A 22,188-nucleotide genomic window follows, 5' to 3' on the forward strand; every position below is an offset into this window, starting at 1 on the left:
ATCATGGAGGTATAAGTAATATGGCGAAAGATTTAAAATTCTCTGAAGACGCACGTCAATCTATGTTAAGAGGTGTAGATAAATTAGCTAATGCCGTTAAAGTTACAATTGGACCAAAAGGGCGTAATGTAGTATTGGATAAAGAATATACATCACCGCTTATCACAAATGATGGTGTGACAATTGCTAAAGAAATTGAGTTAGAAGATCCTTATGAAAACATGGGTGCAAAATTAGTTCAAGAAGTAGCTAACAAAACAAATGAAATTGCTGGTGACGGGACAACAACTGCGACTGTTTTAGCACAAGCTATGATACAAGAAGGATTGAAGAATGTTACTAGTGGTGCAAATCCAGTAGGTTTACGTCAAGGTATTGATAAAGCTGTAGAAGTAGCTATTGATGCATTACATGATATTTCTCAAAATGTAGATAATAAAAATGAAATTGCTCAAGTTGGTTCAATTTCTGCTGCTGATGAAGAAATCGGTAAATATATTTCTGAAGCTATGGAAAAAGTTGGTAACGACGGCGTTATTACCATTGAAGAATCCAGTGGTTTTAACACAGAATTAGAAGTTGTAGAAGGTATGCAATTTGATCGAGGTTATCAATCACCGTACATGGTAACAGATTCAGATAAAATGGTTGCAGAACTTGAAAAACCTTATATTTTAATAACTGATAAAAAGATTTCATCATTCCAAGACATTTTACCGCTATTAGAACAGGTTGTTCAATCAAACCGTCCAATCTTAATCGTAGCTGACGATGTGGAAGGTGACGCATTAACAAATATAGTATTAAACCGTATGCGTGGTACATTTACTGCTGTTGCTGTTAAAGCTCCTGGTTTCGGTGATCGTCGTAAAGCAATGTTAGAAGACTTAGCGATTTTAACAGGCGCACAAGTAATTACAGATGATTTAGGATTAGATATTAAAGACGCTACAATTGATATGTTAGGTACATCAAATAAAGCTGAAATTACAAAAGATAATACAACTATTGTTGATGGTGATGGAGATCAAAATAATATCGATGCACGTGTAAGCCAAATTAAAGCTCAAATTGAAGAAACAGATTCTGAGTTCGATAAAGAAAAACTACAAGAGCGTTTAGCTAAATTAGCAGGTGGAGTAGCTGTAATTAAAGTTGGTGCAGCAAGCGAAACAGAATTGAAAGAACGTAAATTACGTATTGAAGATGCGTTAAACTCTACAAGAGCTGCTGTTGAAGAAGGTATCGTAGCTGGTGGAGGAACTGCCTTCATGAATATTTACGATAAAGTTTCTAAAATTGAAGCTGAAGGCGATATAGCAACTGGTATTAATATTGTATTGAAAGCTTTAGAAGCACCGGTACGCCAAATTGCTGAAAATGCTGGTTTAGAAGGTTCGATTATAGTTGAAAGACTTAAAAATGCAGACGTAGGCGTTGGTTTCAATGCGGCTACGAATGAATGGGTAAACATGTTAGAAGCTGGTATTGTTGACCCTACTAAAGTAACACGCTCATCACTACAACATGCTGCAAGTGTTGCTGCAATGTTCCTTACTACAGAAGCAGTGGTTGCTAATATTCCAGAAGAAAGTAGTAACGACGCTCAAGCAGGTATGGGTGGAATGCCAGGTATGATGTAAAGTTCAATATAGATATTTAATTAAATTGCATGGGACTTCTTTTGATAACATTAATAAATTATATATAGTAAAAGCTATAGAGGCTGGGACAAATTTTTAATTGTCTCAGCTTTAATCTTTGTACTGGTATTAACTTCCTATAATGAAGTGATAGGATTTTTATTTTTAAGTACAAAAATTTTGAAAAAATCATTTTGATTTTATAAAGCATTTTATTATGTGAATATTTAATTATAGTTTAGGGTAAAGTATGTAAGTATAATTAGAAGCGGTTCTTATACATGATTTTAAGTGTACTTAAATTTTTGAAAGACGAAAGGAAGTTTAATTATGACAAAACCAACAGTTTATGAAGTTATCGATTTAGGTATTAACTATTTAATATCAGGATACGATAATTGGAGTAACGAACAGGTGTTAGATGATAAGATTGCTGCCTTTCCAAATACAATTCATTGGCAATATGGACATGTACTTACGATATTTGAAAGTGCATTATCACTATGTGAACAAAACGAAGTAGATATTGCTAAATATACAAGTTTATTTGGATATGGTTCTTCACCAGAAAAGTGGGGAGATGAAGATATTCCTACCGTTGATGAAATATTTGAACATTTAAAAACATTACCTGACCGTGCGAGAAGCTTAACTGATGAACAGTTAGAACAAGAATTGACAGAAACTATTGCTGGTTGCAGTACACTAAATGAATTATTAGTACTCAATGCAATTCATATTCCACTACATGCTGGTAAAATTGAAGAAATGTCACGTATACTTAAACAACATCAATAGATATAATAAATTTAATCGGCTCCGAACATAAATAGGTGTTTGGGGCTGTTTTAATGTATAGTTATTCTTGTTTATGTTGGATTAGAACCACAAAAATCTTTTAAATAAAAGTTGGTACTGTGGCACTCTCGCGACGGGGCGGATACTAGTAAGTAATGTTAACTTATATTTGCAAAGACCCTAGGAGTATGCAATTTAAACAAAAGAGGACAATGAAAGCTTATTAATAAACTTTCGCTGTCCTCTTTGATTTTATATTAAATTAATAAATTATTTTTGTAATTCTGAGATTGCTTTTGCAATTGTGTCAAATACATGTGGGATGTCGTCTTTTTCGACACAACTGAACGCGATACGTATATCAGTACCATTTAATGCGATTATACCAATTGAATACGTTTCTATTAAATGTAAACGCAATTGTTCAGGATCTACACCATGAACTTTTAACGCCATGAAATATCCAGAATTAAAGTCATACACTTGCCAATAAGGAGCATATTGCTCGTCATAAACTACTGACTTAGTAATTTCATATCTCGCTTGTAGTATATCAATATTATGTTGTATTTCATTTTCGAAAGTTTCAGGGTGTTCTAAAACATATTTAACAGCACTTTGAGAAGGCATTGGTCCACTTGAGATGTTACTTCTAATTAATCCTTTTACTTTTTCTTCAAGAACGTGTTTAGTCGTTTCATTTGAGACGCCAAAGCTAATGAATCCAACTCGAAGCCCCCAAGCAAAGAATTCTTTTGTAGCACCATCTAAACGGATTGGCAATACATTATCTAAATGTAAATTTGTTAAAGCAGTAAATAGTGATTGTGTATATACGTCTTCATAAAATAAACCATAATAAGCATCATCTACCAAGGCAATAACATTTGTACCACGTTCTGCTAATGTTTTGATAGCAGCAACTATTGTACTAACTTCTTCTTTAGTAGGTGTGTAGCCTGTTGGATTATTAGGATAGTTTAAAATTAAAACTACTTTATCTTTTTGGTAGTTATCCAAAGTATCAACAAAGTTATCAGTTGTAAAATGGCCATCTTCATCAAAGATATCATATGTTTCGATATCAGCGTTATGTCTAGCGCTATATACAAGTTTATAATTTCCCCAATTATGAGCTGGTAATAGTAATGTATCACCACTATCAACAAACATGTCGGCTACTAATGATAAACCATGTGTTAAAGCATTAGTAAGGATTGGTCTAGTTATGTCACTCGGATCTAAATCTGGGTTTTCTTTTAACATTTTTTGTTGCCATAAATCACGGAGTGATTCAATACCTTGAGGAGGAGCGTATGGAAAGATTTCATCAGGAGTAAGCTCTGTAAAAACATCATTTAATGTATTAGCATACATTTTACTGTCTTTGTAAGTAGCCATACCAATTGTTGCATTATACTTTGTAGATTTTGCTTCCGCAGACTGAGATAAAATACCTTTTGGATAATACATTAATTTTCCAAGGTCTGATAGCATATCTGCTATTTCTGGGTTTGATTTAGATAGTTTTTCATTCAAATCTAAAGCTAAAGGATTCATATGTTGGTCAACCTCTCTTTACTATTTCAGGATACTATTATATTATCGCGAAACAGCTTGAAATTAAAGCATAGCGCAAAGATTTGACGGAAAAATAAAAAAACTACAGTTTTATACGAACATATGTTCTGTTTTATGTTAGAATATGGTTAGGCCATCGAAATCCTACATGGTACTTTTTTCTGTGGGAGGTGTAGTATGATCACGTGGTGGCAAGAAATCATAACAACTTTGTTAACAGGTAGCTTACTTGTTGTATTCCGTGTTTGGTTAGAAAATAAATGGAAAGACAAATAGGTGGCCTTACACACAAAAAACCCCAAGTCTGCGTCATCAGACTTGGGGTTGTGTAATATAATCCGTGGATACATTAATAAGTTTATCATCATATTTTAATGACTGCAAACAATATATTTTATTGCTTGAAATATGATAGCGGGAAAATAAAAATCAATAAAATTAAATGAAACAATAGTGATTTAGAAATATTTAACATAATTTGGTATAATGAAAATTGTTTTGAGGTGAAATGGATGAAACATTTAACAAAGATATTTGTAATTATTGCTATTGCCTTGTTTGTGGTGGGGTATTACTTGCAAGCTACAGGACATGAAAGTTCTGGCATAAAATTATTAATCGCAGCCATAATGTTTATGGTTTGCGCGTTTATTAATCGTAATAATAATAGACGAAAAAAGAAAAATGACTAACAGAAGTAAAAGTTATTATAAAGACTATATTTATGAAAACGACAAAAATTTGTTTTCTTTCATATATAGTCTTTTAATTTTGTATATGAATCTCAAAAATAATATTTAGTGTTTCAAATTTACAAAATTAAAAAGTATGCAATTAATTTCTAATTTTCTCTTTACAAGTGTGTATATATTGTATATATTGTGTATATACAGTTGCAAGGGAGGACGTCCGTGAAAATACTTTTGAAAAATAGTAGTGAAAGCCCTATTTATGAACAAATCAAGCAACAAATTAAAGAAAATATTTTAAAAGGCTACGTAGTTCCAGGTGAACATTTACCTTCTATGCGTGAGTTAGCGCAAGATTTAAGGGTTAGCGTGATAACCACTAAGCGTGCATACGAAGACTTAGAAAAAGATGGCTTTGTCTTTACAATCAGAGGTAAAGGTACATTTGTAAAAGAACAAGATAGTTCCATTCTGAAAGAAAAACAATTCATCGTGATTGAGTCATTAGCTAAATCAATGAGTAAAGAAGCTAAGACAATCGGCATGTCATTGCCTGAGCTACAAGAAATTCTGGAGATGATCTTTGAGGAGGACGAGGAATGAACGCTATAGAATTAGATGCTGTTAATTATCAGCATAAAGAATTCAAGTTGAATGATATTTCTTTTGAAGTTCCTCAAGGGTTTGTCACAGGATTTATTGGCGCAAACGGTGTTGGCAAAACGACACTCATTAGATTAATTATGGATTTAATTGAACCAGAACAAGGAGAAATCTTAGTTTTTAATAAACAGATGAAAGACAACGCTGAGGAAATCAAAAATAGAATAGGTTTTATTTATTCAGAGCTGTATTTAAATGACAAGTGGACAGTTAACAAAATTGAAAAATATATCGCTCCTTTTTACAAAAAGTGGGATAATACGCGTTTCAATTATTTTCTTGAAAAATTTAATTTAGTTCGGGATAAAAAGCTTAAAACTTTCTCAACAGGTATGAAAATGAAATTATCTATTGCGATTGCTTTTAGCCATCATGCAGAATTATTTATTTTAGACGAACCTACTTCTGGTTTAGACCCGATTGTTCGAAATGAAGTTTTAGATATCATTCAACAAGAACTCATCGATGAAAATAAAACTGTATTTATTTCCACGCACATTATTTCAGATTTAGAGAAAATTGCTGATTACTTAGTGTATTTAAAAGATGGTGAAATTGTGTTTAATGATTTTTTAGATGATATTCTGAATAAGTTTCAAATTGTAAAAGGTGATTCAAATCAGATAGACGACGAGTTGGTGTCCTTAGCATATTATATAGAATATAATAAAACCGGCTATACGGCGCTTACAACACATGCAAATGTATTTAAAGAAATATTTGGTAATGAGGTAGCAATAACAAGACCGAAAATTGAAGAATTAATGGTTTTCCTCGAAAAAGGGCTACACAAAATTGAATTTGAAAATGATGGCATTTCATAGTGAGGAGGGCCATTAGATGAAAAATTTACTTATTAGAAATATAAAATTACGTAAATGGACTATAATTATTTATTCGATGTTATTGTTATTTTCACCATTACAATTAGTGATTGGAAATGATACTTTACTTACTAAATCAATTTATTCAGCAGTTGCGATGATATTATTGTTCATATCTATCGTTGATTCTGGACATGCGTTTAGATTCAATAGTAAATTAGGACACAAAATGTCATACGATTTTTTTGCGAGTTTACCAGTTTCAAAAAACGCTCTACTTAATGCAAACTATGTAACGATAATTATGTTTACATTAATAGGAGCAGCTATATTATCTCTATACAATATACCGGATTCTAACGTTTCTGCGGACCAATTAAATTTGAATGTTATGGTGCCTTACTCTTACATAACAATTAACTTCTTTGCTATACCTATAGCATTTAAAAGGTATACTGAACAAAAATCTGAGTATATTTCTTATTTGATATATTTACTAACGATGTTTATTATTATACCGGTTTTTGTCATACTGGTTGCTGTTGGTCTTATCGCAGTATTTAACTTTAATTTAAGAGAATTGGATTATTTAGAACCGATGTTTAACTATGGATTTTTAGTAATGAGTATTCTGTTTTTTATTACTAATTATTTCATTCAATATAAAAAAATAAATTAATCTCAAAGGGAGGCGCATTTATGGAATTAAAGAATATTACTAAAACGTATGGTAGTAACAATGTTTTAGACCATATTGATTTTGATTTTGGTCAGAGCCAAATTGTTGGCTTGATAGGTAAAAATGGTGTCGGTAAAACAACACTTATGAAAGTTATGAATGGAAATATTATCAATTATGAAGGGGATGTAAAAACAGGTAATAAAGAAAATATCGGTTACCTAATTGAACATCCCAAATTGTATGATAATAAATCAGGATTATATAATTTAAAACTTTTTGCGAATGTTTTAGGTAAAGGATTCGACAAAAAATATGCAGACCAAATTATCGATGCATTTGGTATGAGACCTTATGTTAAGAAAAAAGTTAAAAAATACTCTATGGGTATGAAACAAAAGTTGGCAATCGCTGTTTCATTAATGAATAAGCCGAAGTATTTAATTCTTGATGAACCTACAAATGGTATGGATCCAGATGGTTCAATTGATGTTTTAAAAACAATTCAATCACTTGTGAAAGAATTAGAAATGAAAATTTTAATTTCTAGTCATAAGTTGGAGGATATAGAATTAATTTGCGATAGAGCAGTATTCTTACGAGACGGTAAATTTGTTCAAGATGTAGATATGAAAGAAGGAACACCTTCTGACTCTACAGTACTACTGTTTGAAGATAATGATTTCGATACTGCTGCAACATTCTTAAATGAAGAGTTTGATGTAATTCAAACACAACAAGCGAGCGGAGAAATTATTATAAAAGCTCAAAATAGTTATAAAAATGTTCTTAAAGGTTTAGCGAACAAAGACGTTTATCCGAAATTTATTGAAACACGTAAAAGTTCATTGCGTGATACTTACTTCAATATTAATCAGAAAGGTGGTCAATAATGAATAGTTTACAACTCGTAAAATATGATATGTTCAGCATTTTTAAAAGTCCATTAACGTATTTAGCGTTGCTTCTAACATTGTTACCAATGGTTGGCTTCATAATTTTATTTTTACAACAGGCAGATGAAATGAATGGCAATACATTACTTACAATAGGTAGTTGGTTCTTTTCAATTATGGGCTTGCTATTTGTAATCAAAACAATTACACGTGATATTTCACAAGGTACAATTCAACTTTACATGAATAAAACTTCTAACCGTATTGGTTATATTATTGCAAAAGTGATTTCGATTATTTTAATTGCAGTATTGATTACAGCTGTATTAGTTGCGTTTGTACTTATTGTTCAAGGTTTCGTTGATGGGGACAATATTAAAACTAAAAAGATTTTTGAACTATTATGGTTCTTTTTAATGTTCCATTTATTCTTTGGATTACTTTTATATTTATTTTCACTTATCGTACCTAAAACAGCACTTATATTTACGCTTGGTGTATTCTTAGTGTTAATTGTTCCATTTGCGGAACCATTCTTGCCTATGATTCCTAAAATTGGAGACAATATACAAGATTCATTAAAATATATTCCATTTAGCTATTTAACTTCAAAAACAACTTCAGGTGATTACACATTTACGAATTGGCAATGGTTTATAACTTCAGCGTCAATCGTTATCTTGTTTATTGTTAATTTATTCTATTCATCTAAGAAAGATATTTAACAATGGATAACTAATAAAAGAGTTAAAAGAAAGACGTATGAATGTGCAGTTAAACAGCATCATTCATACGTCTTTTTATTTTATGATTAACTTATCCAATATGGAATCATAAACATATTTCCATAATTGAGAATCAGTTTTGTAACGATTCATCATAATTGTATGTGCTTCAGCAGACTTGTCTTCAAAAGTTGGATCATCCTTTGCTGGGACGTTTGAACGTGCTTCATCTACAAAATGCTGCACTTGTCTTGCACGGGGCCCCCAAACAGTTTGTTGTTCATAAGCATCATTTAAGAAAACGAAAATAGGTATTGAACGAGCGGTTCCATTTGTTAAATACTGATCTATTAAATCAGTGTTCTCATCGCGGTGGAATACTCGAACTTCTAAATTTAAAGTTTCACTAATATGTTTTAAAATTGGGACATTCATCATGGCATCCCCACACCAATCTTCTGTGATGACTAAGACTTTGGAATAGTTTAATGATTTAATTTTTTCAATTCGATTATCCTCTTCTGGTAAAGAGAAAGAATTGTAAATCGTTAACAAATTCTCTTTGTTTTCAGTCATAGCTTCGATATATTGATCAAGCGGTTGACTGTTTTTGAAATAAGTTTCTAAACTTGTCATAATATTTCCCCCTTTAGCGTATTAGTTATTATTATATCAATTTTTAATATGAAAGAAAATTTTAAATACTTAGAAAAAATAAATTTGATTTCAAGTTAACCTGATAATTAAAAATATCAAATTTGTCTTTTATTAAATATATGGAGTGTGACAACAATATTGAATTTACATAGACCATTTAAATTATTAATATTTACTCTCTTTATGGCAATGGGGACAGGGACTATCTTAATTGTGAATTACATTAATAATACGCAATCTACGAATTTATCTCAGTTAACTATCGATAATATGAAATTAGACACACAAATAGATGACCAAAAATATACAGCATATAATCATATCGTAATGAAAAATTATAGTTTTTATATAAAAGGGCACGAACCTCATTTAACATTTAAAGTCAATAAAAAAGACGGTTACATGAAAGGTATCACGCTCCTTAAAGATACGACAATTGAGACTAATTTTAATGCAAGTATAGATGGTGATATACAAAGCGTAATTAATAAATTAGGTGAACATTATAAGAATAAGCAGTTACATAAATCATATAAAGTTATTATTTATAGAGACAAAGTTAATCAAATAAAGTTATCTATTGTGTGTAAACATGATAAAATAAAGAAAATTGAATTCTACAAAAAATGAAGGATTTAAAAATCTAATGAATGACAATCTTATGCAATACGTTATTCTTAGATATTACATAAAATATTTTGATTCGAATCTAGAATTAGAATGGCGGTAGATAACTTGGATAAAATCACTTTCTTGAATGAACTTGAACAAGAATTAAATAGCATACCAAGCGCAGAACGAGATAGCGTCATGTATGAGTATGAGCAATACTTCTTTGATCAAGAAAGAGAGGGGAAAAATGAATATCAAATTATAGGTGCATTAGAATCACCTAAAAAAATTGGAAAAGAAATTAAAGCAAAGAATGCAATTGTTTCTGCAGAGTATAGGCCAAATGCTAAATCAATTCTTAGAGCTATTATGGCCTCACTAGGTATGGGAATTTTGTCTTTAATCATTATCTTGATACCAATGATATTTATTGGCAGTTTTATGTTCGTGTTACTTTTAGTTGCATTGTTTTTAGCAATTAGCCCGATTTTATTAATTATTCATGGCTCATTATATAATATGTTCAGTTTAGCAATTAGTAATTATCTTTTTGCGTTTTCATTTACTGGTTTAGGTATTGTATTATTTGTGACCATTGCGAAATTAGCTCAATTCGTTTATCGTTTGATACTAAAATACTTACGTTGGAATATCAAAACGATTAAAGGAAGTGCAAATGAATGAGGAAATTATTTTTTAGTGGTTTAGCATTATTTATCGTGTGTTTTACCTTAGGCTGTATTACTTGGTTTGGTTTTGAAAAGCAAAACAATAAACTTAATGTTATTGATAAAACGTATAATGATGTGGAAGTAAAGCATTTAGATATTGACAGCCGCTCTAGTAATGTAACGATTACAAAGGGAAATAAGTTTGCAATTCATTATAAAGGCCAACAGAAAGTAGATATAGATAAAGATAAGCAATCATTAAAGTTGAAAGAAACCAGTAATCGAGTTGATAATTATGGCTTGAATTATAACCCATTTAGACAAATTAAGGCTGAAATGAAAATCACCATACCAAATGAGAAATTAAAGGAATTGAAAGTTTCGAGCAAGGCACGTAATATTAAACTTCAAAATATCGAAGCTGATAAAGTCGACTTTAATATGAACGATAGAACTGGTAGTCGTGTTTATGTGCAAAATTCAGAAATTGAACAATTGTTGTATAGAGGTTTGAAATCACCTATACATATTAGTGATAGTAAAATTGTTAATGCTAATATTAAAACAAAAGAAGCGAGTATATATGCTGAAAATGCATTAATTAAAAACTCTGTGTTGCTTGCCCAAAGTGGTCATATCCAATTAGATCGTATGGACATTGATTCTGCATTTAAAGCTTCTAGTCAAAATGGTGATATTATTATGTCTTACAATAAAAAACCAGATAATACGTTATTGAAATTAAATCCTGATGATGGCGTAGAAAAAGTCAATAATAAGAGTTTTGATAACGATAGAGTTGGAGAAGGTGATAATATTTTAGAATTCTATACTGTACACGGTGATATTCATATTAATTAATAGACTGTATATTATAATAGCTATGGAGAAATCTATATTGATAGATGACTTCATAGCTATTTTTCTAACTTATTATCATGTTTGACATATATTTAATAACTGGCAAAGGTCAAATCAGTGTCTATATGTCCATAAAGGGAATGAATATCTAGTGAATGTCCGTTTAGCCATTGTTGAAAATCAATTACTGCAGGTGTATTATTTTCACCTAAAGTCATGTATGCTTTAAGCGACTGTGGTTCATACATAGTTGTATGAATTGTACCAGACCAACTTTTAAATAATTTACTATATATTTCAAATTCTGGATTATTAAATAATTCAAATGCGTGCATTTTATCCAGACCATTCGGTGTTTGTTTTAAAAGTCTATCTAAACGTTCTTTAGACTCTTTTGTATAGTTTCTATTTTCATGAGTTAGCAATTTGAAATGGTTCGTACATGTATGATCATACCTTACATCAAGTGATCTAGGAGAAACTTCGATTATGGCGTGATTTAAGTGCTTATCCATGACAATATAGCTAAATGAGCTTCTGTGTGGAATTTCTTTCAATAATTGAATTGCCTCTGACACGTCTTTACAATATTGTAAAATGAGTCTACCAATCATATAGCATACGAAGCCATCGCCTGGATGTTTTCTATGCATAAAGTTATATCCCATAGATAGTCCAGCTTCATTCATACCATCCATTCTACCAGTCACGCGAGATGTTGGGCCAATTTGTGCTAGACCTCCATCATTTGGTTGGAAAAGCTGATAACGACCATCATAAGTTGCAGGGTGATAGTCATAATTTCTTACCATGTAGTCTTGTCCTAAATACACCGTACAGCCACTATTTTTTAGTGGTGTAAAACGATAGTGTGCAAAGTTTAATATCATTTGGTTTGTTGGTAGATTAAGGACTTCTTGCATACCTCTGATTTCTTCCCAAATTTGAGGTGCGTAGGTTTGGAAGATATCATATGTTTCCTTTATGTGGATATCGAAGCGAGGCATACGTTTTTTCCATTCTTTTTCTCTATTTTTTAATAATGGTGTTTGTTGCATCCATTGAGCAGTTTGTACACCTAAATCAAAATGTGACCCGCGGTGAGTTAATATATCTGTTTTTACTTTTTGCATAATGTAAAACTCCCATTTTAGTTGTGTAATCTTACAAATTTGTAACTTTATTGTAACCCCATGTTAATTGTATTATGCGATGCTTGTCGTTATTATAAGTATAACAACGACGACTGGTTATTTATTTTCAAATTAAAATGAGGTGATTGCAATGGCAAATTATTATGATGCTGTTAGAGATGCAATGAGTACTTGGTGGGGTAAGTAATTGACTAAGTGGCTGGGACAAATTAATTGTCTCAGCCTTAATTATTATATAGAGTTAGTGGAACATTTGCATGAGCGCCAGCTCAGATTAACTATTTATCCATATTAATTCTAGTGAATTTTGCTGGGATGGAACTGCGAAATAGTTTTAAATAAATTAGATTTCTTTCCCACTATTTTTCCATATGACTAATAAATGTAATATTTCTAAGAGTTCTGTTATTATTAAAGTATTAAAGGTAGTAATTAATATACAGTCTTTAATTATAACTTAAAGCATTACTACAATAATATCATATTATTACTATAATAATATGTAAATTAAAGTAGTGAAAAGCGGGTATATATTTATTGATGCTTTCAAGTATGCTATCATTAATAACGGATATGTTAATAATTTATTGAGGTGAAACAGAATGTGGAATTTTATTAAAGGTTTATTTAAATTTGTATTCGGTACAATCCTAACTGTATCATTAGCAGCAGGAATTGGTGCAGTTGTGTTCGCTTATATTTTCAAAAAAGACTTTGAAGATATCGAAAGCAAAACAAAAGAGATTGTTTCAGATATCGAATCTAATAATTAAATTATTAATAGAACACTTTAGAGTGTTCTATTTTTTTATGAATATCGGTAGTGATTATTTGATGAGACAATTAGTTGTTCTTTCGTAATAAACATGAGCTTAGTTGAACTCCCCAAAGTTATATTAGTGAAATAAGTCTAAGTATGAGATTTTGTAGTATAAGAACGTAGGAGTTATGGATTATATGGATTAATGCGAGTGATATCAAAAAGTGATAATTTAATAATTTCTGAGTTGTTTAGCGAATAGCCTTCTAAATACATATGAACCATGTCTATATTCTTAATTTTTAATGTTATGTGTTCTAGCCATCCGGATTGGTAATATTCAATTGTAATATGTTGTTCTGTATGTAGTGCTTGATGAAGTTGTAAGTTAAGTTCATTCAATTGATCGTCCGATAGTGTTGGGCGATCAATTTTATTTTGATCAATCAAATATTGCTGTATAGTTTCGAATTGTTCTGGTAAGGTAGCGAAGGGTTGCCATTTAACCATGCCACGACCTTTGGGTATATTTGGATTTAAATATTCTCTAGGGATATTTCTATAATCAGTTTCGTTCTTAAATTCTTTCGAAATCATTTTATCACCTCAATATCATTATAGAACATATGTTCGATTTAGTGAAGTGATAATTCATTATATTGTATTTGTAATAAATCTCTATTAAAATGAAACTATCATAATATGGAGGGGTTTTCATAATGACGATAGGTTATATCGGTACTTATACAAAAAAAGAAGGTAAAGGGATCTACCGTTTCCAACTTGATGAACAAACAGGGAAAATAATTGAGGTTGAAACTGGTTATGAACTAGAAGCCTCAACTTATTTAAATCAACATAATTCATTTTTATATGCAATAAATAGAGAGGGCGACAATTGTGGTATCGCTAGTCTTAAAATAGAGGAAGATGGCAATTTAAGTCTCATTAATAAATGTTTAGCGTCTACAGCTGGTACTGGTTGTTATGTTGCAGTATCACCAGATGGTAAATATATTTTTGAAACTGTTTATGGTGCAGGATTAGCACGTATATATGAAGCAAATCCACATACGGGAGAAATTGTTCGACTTATACAGGAATTAGCACATGATTTCCCAACTGGTCCGTCAGAGCGACAAGATCATGCACATATTCATTTTATGGATATTACACCAGATAAAAAATATGTAGTGGCGATGGACTTAGGTACGGACAAATTAGTGACATATGAGTTTGGCGATGAAGGATACAGTGAATATGCTGTGTTTGATTTTGAACCAGGTGATGGACCTAGACATATTACCTTCCATGAAAATGGGGAATATGCCTATGTAGTTCATGAAATATCAAATATTGTAAGTACAGTAAAATATGAAGATGGTAAATTTACAGAAATAGAACGTCATTTGACGATTCCAGAAAACTTTGAAGGCGATACAAAATTAGCAGCAGTAAGATTATCAAAAGATCAAAAATTCTTATATATTAGTAATCGAGGTCACGATAGTATTGCTATTTTCAAAGTAGCTGATGAAGGCGACATGATTTCATTAGTGGATATTGTATCAAGTGGCGGTGAGTTTCCACGTGATTTTAACATTACTGATTCAGATGATTATTTAGTATGTGCACACCAAGAAGGTGATTATGCGCTTACTGTATTTAGACGTGATAAAGTAACAGGTGAACTAGAGAAAGTAGACGATAAACACACTGCGCCTGAAGGTGTTTGTGTACAGTTTTTAAAAGAAATATAAACTTGGAAGTTTGTTAAATGACTCAATTACTAACTTAATAACATAAAAATGCGCCTTTCCCAAATGTAATGGGAAGGCGCATTTTTATGTTATAGAACTTTCATAAACAGAGTTACTTATTAAAGAAGGTCTTAATATATTTAAATTTACCTTTGTATGGTGGAAACAATAAACTAGATTCAAGTCGAGTTGATTTAAAAATATATGATTTATCATGACTAAATGTATCGAAACTGTATTTACCATGGTATTGACCAATACCAGATGCGCCAACACCACCAAATGGTAAGTTTGAATTTGCCAATTGCATCAAGGTATCGTTAATTGCGCCACCACCAAATGATATTTCATTTAATACACGTTCTGTTGCATTTTCATCTTCGCTAAACAAATATAAGCTTAGCGGTTTAGGTTTGGAACGTATAAAATCAATAGCTTCATCAAAATCATCATACGTAATGATTGGTAAAATAGGACCGAAAATTTCGTCTTCCATTATTTTAGCATTAAAAGTAATACCATCTAATAGTGTAGGAGCAATGTACCTTTCATCTTCGTTTGACTTACCACCAAAGGCAATCTCAGCATGATGAATCTTTAATAAATTATCTAAACGACTAAAGTGTTTATGGTTAACAATACGTCCAAAATCAGGGCTTTCCTGAATGTCGTTACCGTAAAATTCGGTAATGGTTTTTTTTAGCGCAGCGATTAATTCATCCTTCACTTTACGATTCACAAGTACATAGTCAGGAGCAACACAAGTTTGTCCAGCATTTGTAAATTTTCCAAAACTGATACGTTCACTTGCGACTTTAATATTTGCTGTTTCATCAACAATTACTGGAGATTTACCGCCAAGTTCTAACGTTACAGGAGTTAAATTTTTACTTGCTGCCTGATACACAATTTTACCAACTTGTTCGCTACCTGTGAAAAAGATATAGTCAAATGGTAATTGGATTAATGATTGCGTAGTTTCAGCATCACCTTCACAAATACTAATATATTCAGGATCGAATACATCTTCGATTATATGTTTAATAACTTCTGAGATGTTTGGCGTGAATTCAGAAGGTTTGAGTATGGCAGTATTTCCAGCTGCTATAGCGCCAATAAGTGGCTCAATTAATAATTGGAAGGGATAATTAAAAGGTCCAATTATTAAAACTGTGCCATAAGGCTCTTTTAGGATATAGCTTTTAGTTGGAAACATATAAATAGGCGTATTGACTTGTTTCCTTTTAGCCCAATTTTTTAGTTCTTTACGAGCATTTTTAATATTTTTTAAAGTGAAGCCGATTTCTGTAGCATAAGCTTCAACTTTATTCTTACCTAAATCTTTTTGAAAAGCCTCTAATAAGGTATCTTCATGATTTTTGATACTTTTACCTAAAAGCTTAAGTTGTTTTCTTCTGAATTTTAAATCTTTAGTAACGTGTGTTTTAAAATATTGAGTACTATTGTGGAAAGTTTGCTCTATTGAATTCAAATATATTCCTCCTAGTATGATAGATGCGTTTCGTAGGTATAAGTGATAAAAAACTGGAACATATGAACTATGCTCCAGTATAATGAATTTTTAAATCTAGATATTTAATTAAAATCACCTTAAAACTGTACTAACTTAAAGGCGTTTTACTAGTTTAAAGCCTCTGTGATTTGTGGAACTACTTGTTTTTTACGTGATACAACACCAGGTAAAAATGCAGTATTATTATCAAGCTCTACATTGAAAGCAATGCCAACTTTATCTTTTTCAGCACCAACTACTAAGATTTTAGAGTCGCTATTAATAATGTCTGTAACAACTAATACAAATAAATCATATTTTTCATTAGCGCTTACTTCTAACATTTCTTTTTCCAATTCTTCTTGACGTGCAAATACTTCATCAATATCAACAGTATTAACTTGTGCGATACGAGTTACATAGTCACCCATGTTGAATGACTTCGCATCCATAGTTAAAATGTCTGTTGCTGATTTTTCTTTAGTAGAAGCGCCAGCTTTTAACATTTCTAAACCATAAGTTTCTAAGTCAACACCAGCAATTGATTTTAATGCTTCAGCCGCTTTTACATCTTCTTCTGTACAAGTAGGTGATTTGAACAATAGGCTATCTGAGATAATTGCTGATACCATTAATCCAGCAATTTCTGGTTTGATTTCAAAACCACGTTCTTGATACATTTTGTATAAAATTGTAGCTGTACAACCAACTGGTTCAGAACGGTAGTATAATGGTGCTGCCGTTTCAAAGTTAGAAATTCTGTGATGATCGACCACGTGGTGAATTGTAGCATCATTAATTGAATCAGCACTTTGTTGGAATTCATTATGGTCTACTAATATTACTTTTTGATCGGATAAATCATCATTAAGTAACGCTGGTGCAGTTACATTAAAATGATCTAAAGCATATTGTGTTTCAGGTCCTACTTCGCCTAAACGGTATGCTGTAGCTTCAGTGTTACCTGTTTGTTGTTCGAAATCTGCCATGATAATAGCAGATGAAATTGCGTCTGTGTCTGGATTTTTATGTCCGAAAATATAAGTTTTTGCCATATCTAAATTCTCCTTATTTATATAGTTATTATTATTCTAGCACGATTTTGCATACTTATTCTACTACAGCACCTAGTGAATTTTTAAAATGATCTAAAGCCCATGCGTGACCCGAAGGATTAAAGGAAGCAACCCCACGATGTGAAATGGTTATTGCGTACCCTAGATTATAAGCGCTAATTGCTGAATGAAGCACGCAAATATCTGTACATACTCCGACAAATTCCAACTGTGTAATATTTCTCTCTCTTAGCATTAAATCTAAAGAGGTCCCACAGAAAGCATCATAACGTGTTTTATCTAGGTAATGTATGTGATCATTAAACAAAATATTTTGATAGATATCATTCACTTTGCCATAGAGTTCTCTACCAACAGTACCAATAATATTATGTGGAGGGAATAAATTACTTTCTGGGTGATATTTATTTTCTTCATAATGTAAATCCATCATGAAAAAGATATCGTGTTGCTTTTTATTGTACACTTCAATTCGTTCAACAATATAGTTTTCAATTTGCTGACCTGGAAGGCCACAAGTTAATTTTCCGTTGTCGGCTACAAAGTCATTCGAGTAGTCAACTACGATTAATGCGCTTTTTTTCATAAGATAAAAACACTCCCAATAAACAATATAAAAGTAATTATATACTAAGTCGCTCAATCAATAAAGGGAGCGTAAATGCGTTTGAAAGATATCATTTTTGTTTATTATAAAGTAATAGCTCAGAAAGGAATTAGCATATGATAATTAATGCAAAACAATTTGGTTTAAAAGGGAAAAGTAAATACGCAGATACAAGAGCGATGCAAAAAGCGCTAAATTATGCTAAGAAGCATAAACCAACGACTATATACGTACCAGAAGGTGAGTATCACATACGTAAACCACTGGTTATATATGATTCAACAACGCTGTTACTAGATGAAGCGGCAGTACTTAAAAGATGTGGAAAAGATACATTGTTGAAAAATGGACGCAGATTTAAATTGTATTATGGATATAAAGGTAACAGTCATATTCACATATCTGGTGGGACATTTGATATGAATGGTTTCAAATATCCATATAATAATACAACGATGTGCATGGGACACGCAGAAGATATTCAGATACAAAATGTAACTTTTAAAGATGTTGTAGGAGGACATTGCTTAGATGCATGTGGTATCAATGGATTATATATTAATAATTGTAAGTTTTTAGGTTTTAGAGATCTAGATGGAACTCGTTTTTTCTCTGAAGCAGTTCAGATAGATATACAGGTTCCGGGCGCTTTTCCTAAATTTGGTGCTACTGATGGAACAATTACTAAAAATGTAATTATAGAGCGCTGTTATTTTGGTGATTCAGATACACCAACAATGCAAAGTTGGAATCGTGCAATTGGCTCACATGCCAGCCGCTATGATCAATATTATCAAAATATTCATATCCGCTATAATACATTTGATGGATTGAATCAATACGCACTTACACCACTGAAATCAAAAAATACTTATATTCATCACAATATATTTAAAAATTGTGCTGGTGGTATAAGATTTTTAGCAGTTAAAGACGGTAAAAATGCTAAAGACTTAAAAGGTATAGAGCGCGGGACGCAAGCTGGCAGTAATTTAAATATTTATCAAAATAGTTTTATTGGAGAAATGGGTGAAGAATCAATACGCATTCAAAGTTATAACGAGGTTAAACATCAAGCTGTACTTATAGCTGATAATATTTTTGATCATTCATCACAAAGTATGCATTTACAAGATATAGAAGCATTACTACTATTTAATAATAAAGATAGTGATATTAAAATAAAAAAAGTTCGTGTGGAATGATAATATTTTTGAAATAAAATCATAAATATTCTTTATGTAAGCGATTAAAAATGCTAACCCTATTTAAAATATATTATGTTATACTCTAATAAATTATTATGAATATTCAGATAATAATTAAAAGGGGGAAGACATTATGAATGATTTGAATAAAGGGGATATGAGACAATCACATTATTTGAAGTTTTTTTCAAACAAAAAGGAAAAGAAGTCATATAATGCCGGCCAATTAACAGGTTTAATATTGGGACCATTGTTATTTGCGTTAACGTTATTACTATTTCATCCGGATGATTTATCGGGTAAGGGTGTTTATGTTTTAGCAATCACACTTTGGATAGCGACTTGGTGGATTACTGAAGCGATACCCATTGCTGCAACTAGTTTGTTGCCATTGATTTTATTACCAATTGGACATGTGTTGAATCCAGAAGAAGTTTCAGCTCAATACGGTAATGATATTATTTTCTTATTCTTAGGTGGTTTTATTTTAGCTATAGCGATGGAAAGATGGAATTTACATACTCGTGTTGCTTTATCTATTATTAATACACTTGGTACAAGCACTGGGAAGATTTTATTAGGCTTTATGATTGCTACTGGATTTTTATCAATGTTTGTTTCTAATACAGCGGCCGTGATGATAATGATACCTATTGGTCTTGCGATTATAAAAGAAGCAAATGAATTAAAAAGTCAAAATACTAAACCGGAAAGTATATCTAAATTTGAACAATCTCTTGTGCTTGCAATTGGTTACGCAGGAACAATTGGAGGACTTGGTACACTGATTGGCACACCGCCTTTGATAATTTTAAAAGGGCAATATCAATCAGCATTTGGTGAAGAAATTAGTTTTGCTAAATGGATGATTATTGGTGTGCCAACAGTAATTGTATTACTCTTCTTAGTTTGGATATATATTCGTTATGTTGCATTTAAGCATGATATGAAAGAATTACCTGGCGGACAAAAATTGATTAAAGAAAAATTAAATGAATTAGGTAAAATGAAGTATGAAGAAAAAATCGTTTCAGTTGTATTCTTACTTGCCAGTTTCCTGTGGATCAGTAGAGAATTTTTATTAAAAAATTGGTCAGTTACTTCTGAAGTTGCTGATGGCACAATTGCAATGTTTATATCTGTTTTGTTATTTCTTATTCCTGCTAATAACAAAGAAAAACATAAGAGGATTATAGATTGGGAAGTTGCTAAAGAATTGCCTTGGGGTGTTTTAATACTGTTTGGTGGGGGTTTAGCTTTAGCAAAAGGTATTTCAGAAAGCGGATTGGCAAATTGGCTTGGTGAACAATTGAAATTAATCGAAGGTGTAAGTCCATTGATTATTGTTCTTGTAATCACAATATTTGTTTTATTCTTAACTGAAATTACATCAAATACAGCAACAGCTACAATGATTTTACCTATTTTGGCAACACTTTCTGTTGCAGTAAATGTGCATCCGTTGTTACTTATGGTACCAGCAGCCATGGCTGCCAATTGCGCATATATGTTACCAGTTGGAACACCACCAAATGCTATTGTATTTGGTACGGGTAGAATAAGCATCAAGAAGATGGCATCTGTAGGTTTTTGGGTCAATTTATTAAGTATAGTTGTAATTGTCCTGGTTGTGTATTTCTTAGTACCACCAGTGTTAGGTATTGATGTTACAAAACCATTACCATTGAAATAAAAAATAAGAATCATTTATATTATATAGAAAGCATATCGTATCAAAGTTACTCAACGTAACTCTGTGATACGGTGTGCTTTTTTAATAATGTAATAAGTTAATTCAATTTAGTTTGTAAATAAACAGCTGTTCAGAACATAGCGAATATGAAATAGACAAAAAATACCGACAAAGTCAAAGGAGACGATGTCGGTATTATGATATTTACCATTGAATAGTCTTTTTTGACGATAAACAACCTAGTTTAATAGCGTTTTTTAATTTATATTAAATATTGAATTATGAAATATCCTGTTGCTAATTAGCTTGTGCTAATTCAATTTTTCAAATGAACCTATTATAGTAACTTGGAAGTCTAAAGTATTGAGAATTTTAATTACTTTAGATAAATCTTCTGTTATTGGTGTGTCTGCCTGGACAAAAAAGTGATACATGCCTAGTTGAGTTTTTAATGGTCTAGACTCTATCCAAGATAAGTTAATATTAAACAATACAAACGTATTTAATATACTAGCTAATAACCCTGGTTTATCGAACTGAGGAGTTATAAGTAACATAGTATCGCTAGCATTTTCTATATGACGTGGTTGGTTACTAACGACTAAAAAGCGAGTAACGTTATGTGGATAATCTTCTATATTTTGCTCTATAGGTGAATAACCATACGTTTCTCCACTGCCAAGTGGTGCAATAGCACCGACGCCATTCTTAATCATATCTAAGCTTTTAATTGTGCTATCTACGTAATCAATCTCGAAACCATATGATTGGATATATTTACTAGTTTGACTAATGGCAGGTCCAATAGAATAAACTTTTGAAATATCGTTCACAGAAGCGCCATCAACACCATATAGTGCAAATTGAATATCTAAATGCAGTTCGCCTTGTGCATAAATATTTTGTTGTGTTAATGCATCTGCAACGATATTGATAGTACCTTCTATTGAATTTTCAATTGGCACAACAGCTATGCTATCGTTGTCTTCAGATACAGCCGCAACTACCTCATATAAATTAGACTTTGATACATAATCTATGTCTGTTTCTGATTGGTATTGTGTTGCAGCTAAGTACGAAAAAGTTCCTTTTGGTCCTAAATAATAAAGTTTCATTTG

General features: G+C 31.4%; 24 protein-coding genes. 16 read left to right on the top strand and 8 right to left on the bottom strand.

Annotation, left to right across the window (positions count from 1 at the left end; all coding sequences use genetic code 11):
- The first annotated feature begins 20 nt into the window (after positions 1 to 20).
- Complete coding sequence (gene groL, locus ACSUE0_RS11810) at positions 21 to 1,643, top strand: chaperonin GroEL (protein WP_017723441.1); 1,623 nt, start codon at positions 21 to 23, stop codon at positions 1,641 to 1,643.
- A 330-nt stretch (positions 1,644 to 1,973) separates the two neighbouring features.
- Entirely contained in the window at positions 1,974 to 2,441 is a 468-nt protein-coding gene (locus tag ACSUE0_RS11815; protein WP_017723442.1) for a DinB family protein, read from the top strand.
- A 270-nt stretch (positions 2,442 to 2,711) separates the two neighbouring features.
- Here the strand turns inward: ACSUE0_RS11815 and ACSUE0_RS11820 are convergent, their stop codons facing one another.
- Positions 2,712 to 4,001, bottom strand: a complete 1,290-nt coding sequence (locus ACSUE0_RS11820; protein WP_119614691.1) for an aminotransferase class I/II-fold pyridoxal phosphate-dependent enzyme — start codon at positions 3,999 to 4,001, stop codon at positions 2,712 to 2,714.
- Positions 4,002 to 4,202: 201 nt separating this feature from the next.
- Here ACSUE0_RS11820 and ACSUE0_RS11825 point away from each other — a divergent pair, with 201 nt between their 5' ends.
- The 7 genes from ACSUE0_RS11825 to pmtD all read left to right on the top strand — a co-directional run bounded on the left by ACSUE0_RS11825 (position 4,203) and on the right by pmtD (position 8,498).
- On the top strand, positions 4,203 to 4,298 hold the full coding sequence (locus tag ACSUE0_RS11825; protein WP_230454283.1) for a Trp-rich small protein: 96 nt from the start codon (positions 4,203 to 4,205) through the stop codon (positions 4,296 to 4,298).
- A 236-nt stretch (positions 4,299 to 4,534) separates the two neighbouring features.
- On the top strand, positions 4,535 to 4,714 hold the full coding sequence (locus ACSUE0_RS11830; protein ID WP_119614692.1) for an SE1626 family protein: 180 nt from the start codon (positions 4,535 to 4,537) through the stop codon (positions 4,712 to 4,714).
- Positions 4,715 to 4,933: 219 nt separating this feature from the next.
- Positions 4,934 to 5,314 (top strand): PSM export ABC transporter transcriptional regulator PmtR, encoded by a 381-nt coding sequence (gene pmtR / locus ACSUE0_RS11835; protein WP_119614693.1) that lies wholly within the window; start codon positions 4,934 to 4,936, stop codon positions 5,312 to 5,314.
- The gene (pmtA, locus tag ACSUE0_RS11840) at positions 5,311 to 6,198 is read left to right on the top strand and encodes a phenol-soluble modulin export ABC transporter ATP-binding protein PmtA (RefSeq protein WP_436957515.1); all 888 of its coding nucleotides are present in this window, start codon (positions 5,311 to 5,313) and stop codon (positions 6,196 to 6,198) included. The genes pmtR and pmtA overlap by 4 nt, the downstream gene beginning before the upstream one ends.
- A gap of 16 nt (positions 6,199 to 6,214) precedes the next feature.
- Entirely contained in the window at positions 6,215 to 6,877 is a 663-nt protein-coding gene (gene pmtB / locus ACSUE0_RS11845; protein WP_436957517.1) for a phenol-soluble modulin export ABC transporter permease subunit PmtB, read from the top strand.
- 20 nt (positions 6,878 to 6,897) lie between these two features.
- On the top strand, positions 6,898 to 7,770 hold the full coding sequence (gene pmtC, locus ACSUE0_RS11850) for a phenol-soluble modulin export ABC transporter ATP-binding protein PmtC (RefSeq protein WP_436957519.1): 873 nt from the start codon (positions 6,898 to 6,900) through the stop codon (positions 7,768 to 7,770).
- Positions 7,770 to 8,498 (top strand): phenol-soluble modulin export ABC transporter permease subunit PmtD, encoded by a 729-nt coding sequence (gene pmtD / locus ACSUE0_RS11855; protein WP_107551526.1) that lies wholly within the window; start codon positions 7,770 to 7,772, stop codon positions 8,496 to 8,498. Before pmtC ends, pmtD begins: the two co-directional genes overlap by 1 nt.
- 75 nt (positions 8,499 to 8,573) lie before the next feature.
- Here the strand turns inward: pmtD and ACSUE0_RS11860 are convergent, their stop codons facing one another.
- On the bottom strand, positions 8,574 to 9,134 hold the full coding sequence (locus ACSUE0_RS11860) for a thioredoxin family protein (protein WP_107531860.1): 561 nt from the start codon (positions 9,132 to 9,134) through the stop codon (positions 8,574 to 8,576).
- 159 nt (positions 9,135 to 9,293) lie between these two features.
- On the opposite strand from ACSUE0_RS11860, the gene ACSUE0_RS11865 reads away from it, so the two are divergent.
- From ACSUE0_RS11865 to ACSUE0_RS11875, 3 genes are all read left to right on the top strand, one after another.
- Entirely contained in the window at positions 9,294 to 9,785 is a 492-nt protein-coding gene (locus ACSUE0_RS11865; RefSeq protein ID WP_119614697.1) for a hypothetical protein, read from the top strand.
- A 105-nt stretch (positions 9,786 to 9,890) separates the two neighbouring features.
- Positions 9,891 to 10,451 (top strand): HAAS signaling domain-containing protein, encoded by a 561-nt coding sequence (locus ACSUE0_RS11870; protein WP_119614698.1) that lies wholly within the window; start codon positions 9,891 to 9,893, stop codon positions 10,449 to 10,451.
- Positions 10,448 to 11,299, top strand: a complete 852-nt coding sequence (locus tag ACSUE0_RS11875; protein ID WP_119614699.1) for a DUF4097 family beta strand repeat-containing protein — start codon at positions 10,448 to 10,450, stop codon at positions 11,297 to 11,299. Before ACSUE0_RS11870 ends, ACSUE0_RS11875 begins: the two co-directional genes overlap by 4 nt.
- 92 nt (positions 11,300 to 11,391) lie before the next feature.
- On the opposite strand, the gene ACSUE0_RS11880 is transcribed toward ACSUE0_RS11875, so the two are convergent.
- The gene (locus ACSUE0_RS11880; protein WP_119614700.1) at positions 11,392 to 12,432 is read right to left on the bottom strand and encodes a C45 family autoproteolytic acyltransferase/hydolase; all 1,041 of its coding nucleotides are present in this window, start codon (positions 12,430 to 12,432) and stop codon (positions 11,392 to 11,394) included.
- 623 nt (positions 12,433 to 13,055) lie between these two features.
- Here ACSUE0_RS11880 and ACSUE0_RS11885 point away from each other — a divergent pair.
- Complete coding sequence (locus tag ACSUE0_RS11885) at positions 13,056 to 13,226, top strand: hypothetical protein (protein ID WP_017723456.1); 171 nt, start codon at positions 13,056 to 13,058, stop codon at positions 13,224 to 13,226.
- A 173-nt stretch (positions 13,227 to 13,399) separates the two neighbouring features.
- On the opposite strand, the gene ACSUE0_RS11890 is transcribed toward ACSUE0_RS11885, so the two are convergent.
- Positions 13,400 to 13,810, bottom strand: coding sequence for a YolD-like family protein (locus tag ACSUE0_RS11890; RefSeq protein WP_119614879.1), 411 nt, complete (start codon positions 13,808 to 13,810; stop codon positions 13,400 to 13,402).
- Between the two features lie 119 nt (positions 13,811 to 13,929).
- Between ACSUE0_RS11890 and pglS the strand changes: the two genes are divergently transcribed.
- Positions 13,930 to 14,973, top strand: coding sequence for a 6-phosphogluconolactonase (gene pglS, locus ACSUE0_RS11895; protein WP_119614880.1), 1,044 nt, complete (start codon positions 13,930 to 13,932; stop codon positions 14,971 to 14,973).
- 112 nt (positions 14,974 to 15,085) lie between these two features.
- On the opposite strand, the gene ACSUE0_RS11900 is transcribed toward pglS, so the two are convergent.
- From ACSUE0_RS11900 to ACSUE0_RS11910, 3 genes are all read right to left on the bottom strand, one after another.
- Complete coding sequence (locus tag ACSUE0_RS11900) at positions 15,086 to 16,465, bottom strand: aldehyde dehydrogenase (RefSeq protein WP_119614881.1); 1,380 nt, start codon at positions 16,463 to 16,465, stop codon at positions 15,086 to 15,088.
- A gap of 149 nt (positions 16,466 to 16,614) precedes the next feature.
- Complete coding sequence (locus ACSUE0_RS11905; RefSeq protein WP_017723460.1) at positions 16,615 to 17,541, bottom strand: manganese-dependent inorganic pyrophosphatase; 927 nt, start codon at positions 17,539 to 17,541, stop codon at positions 16,615 to 16,617.
- A gap of 55 nt (positions 17,542 to 17,596) precedes the next feature.
- Positions 17,597 to 18,148, bottom strand: coding sequence for a cysteine hydrolase family protein (locus ACSUE0_RS11910; RefSeq protein ID WP_119614882.1), 552 nt, complete (start codon positions 18,146 to 18,148; stop codon positions 17,597 to 17,599).
- A gap of 137 nt (positions 18,149 to 18,285) precedes the next feature.
- On the opposite strand from ACSUE0_RS11910, the gene ACSUE0_RS11915 reads away from it, so the two are divergent.
- Positions 18,286 to 19,374, top strand: coding sequence for a glycosyl hydrolase family 28-related protein (locus tag ACSUE0_RS11915; protein ID WP_119614883.1), 1,089 nt, complete (start codon positions 18,286 to 18,288; stop codon positions 19,372 to 19,374).
- A gap of 136 nt (positions 19,375 to 19,510) precedes the next feature.
- The gene (locus tag ACSUE0_RS11920) at positions 19,511 to 21,070 is read left to right on the top strand and encodes an SLC13 family permease (protein WP_119614884.1); all 1,560 of its coding nucleotides are present in this window, start codon (positions 19,511 to 19,513) and stop codon (positions 21,068 to 21,070) included.
- Between the two features lie 311 nt (positions 21,071 to 21,381).
- Here ACSUE0_RS11920 and ACSUE0_RS11925 read toward each other — a convergent pair whose 3' ends face one another.
- Entirely contained in the window at positions 21,382 to 22,185 is an 804-nt protein-coding gene (locus ACSUE0_RS11925; RefSeq protein WP_119614885.1) for a prephenate dehydratase, read from the bottom strand.
- Positions 22,186 to 22,188 lie beyond the last annotated feature (3 nt).

Source organism: Staphylococcus sp. AS1337, assembly GCF_051408735.1.
Taxonomy (GTDB): Bacteria; Bacillota; Bacilli; order Staphylococcales; family Staphylococcaceae; genus Staphylococcus; species Staphylococcus xylosus_B.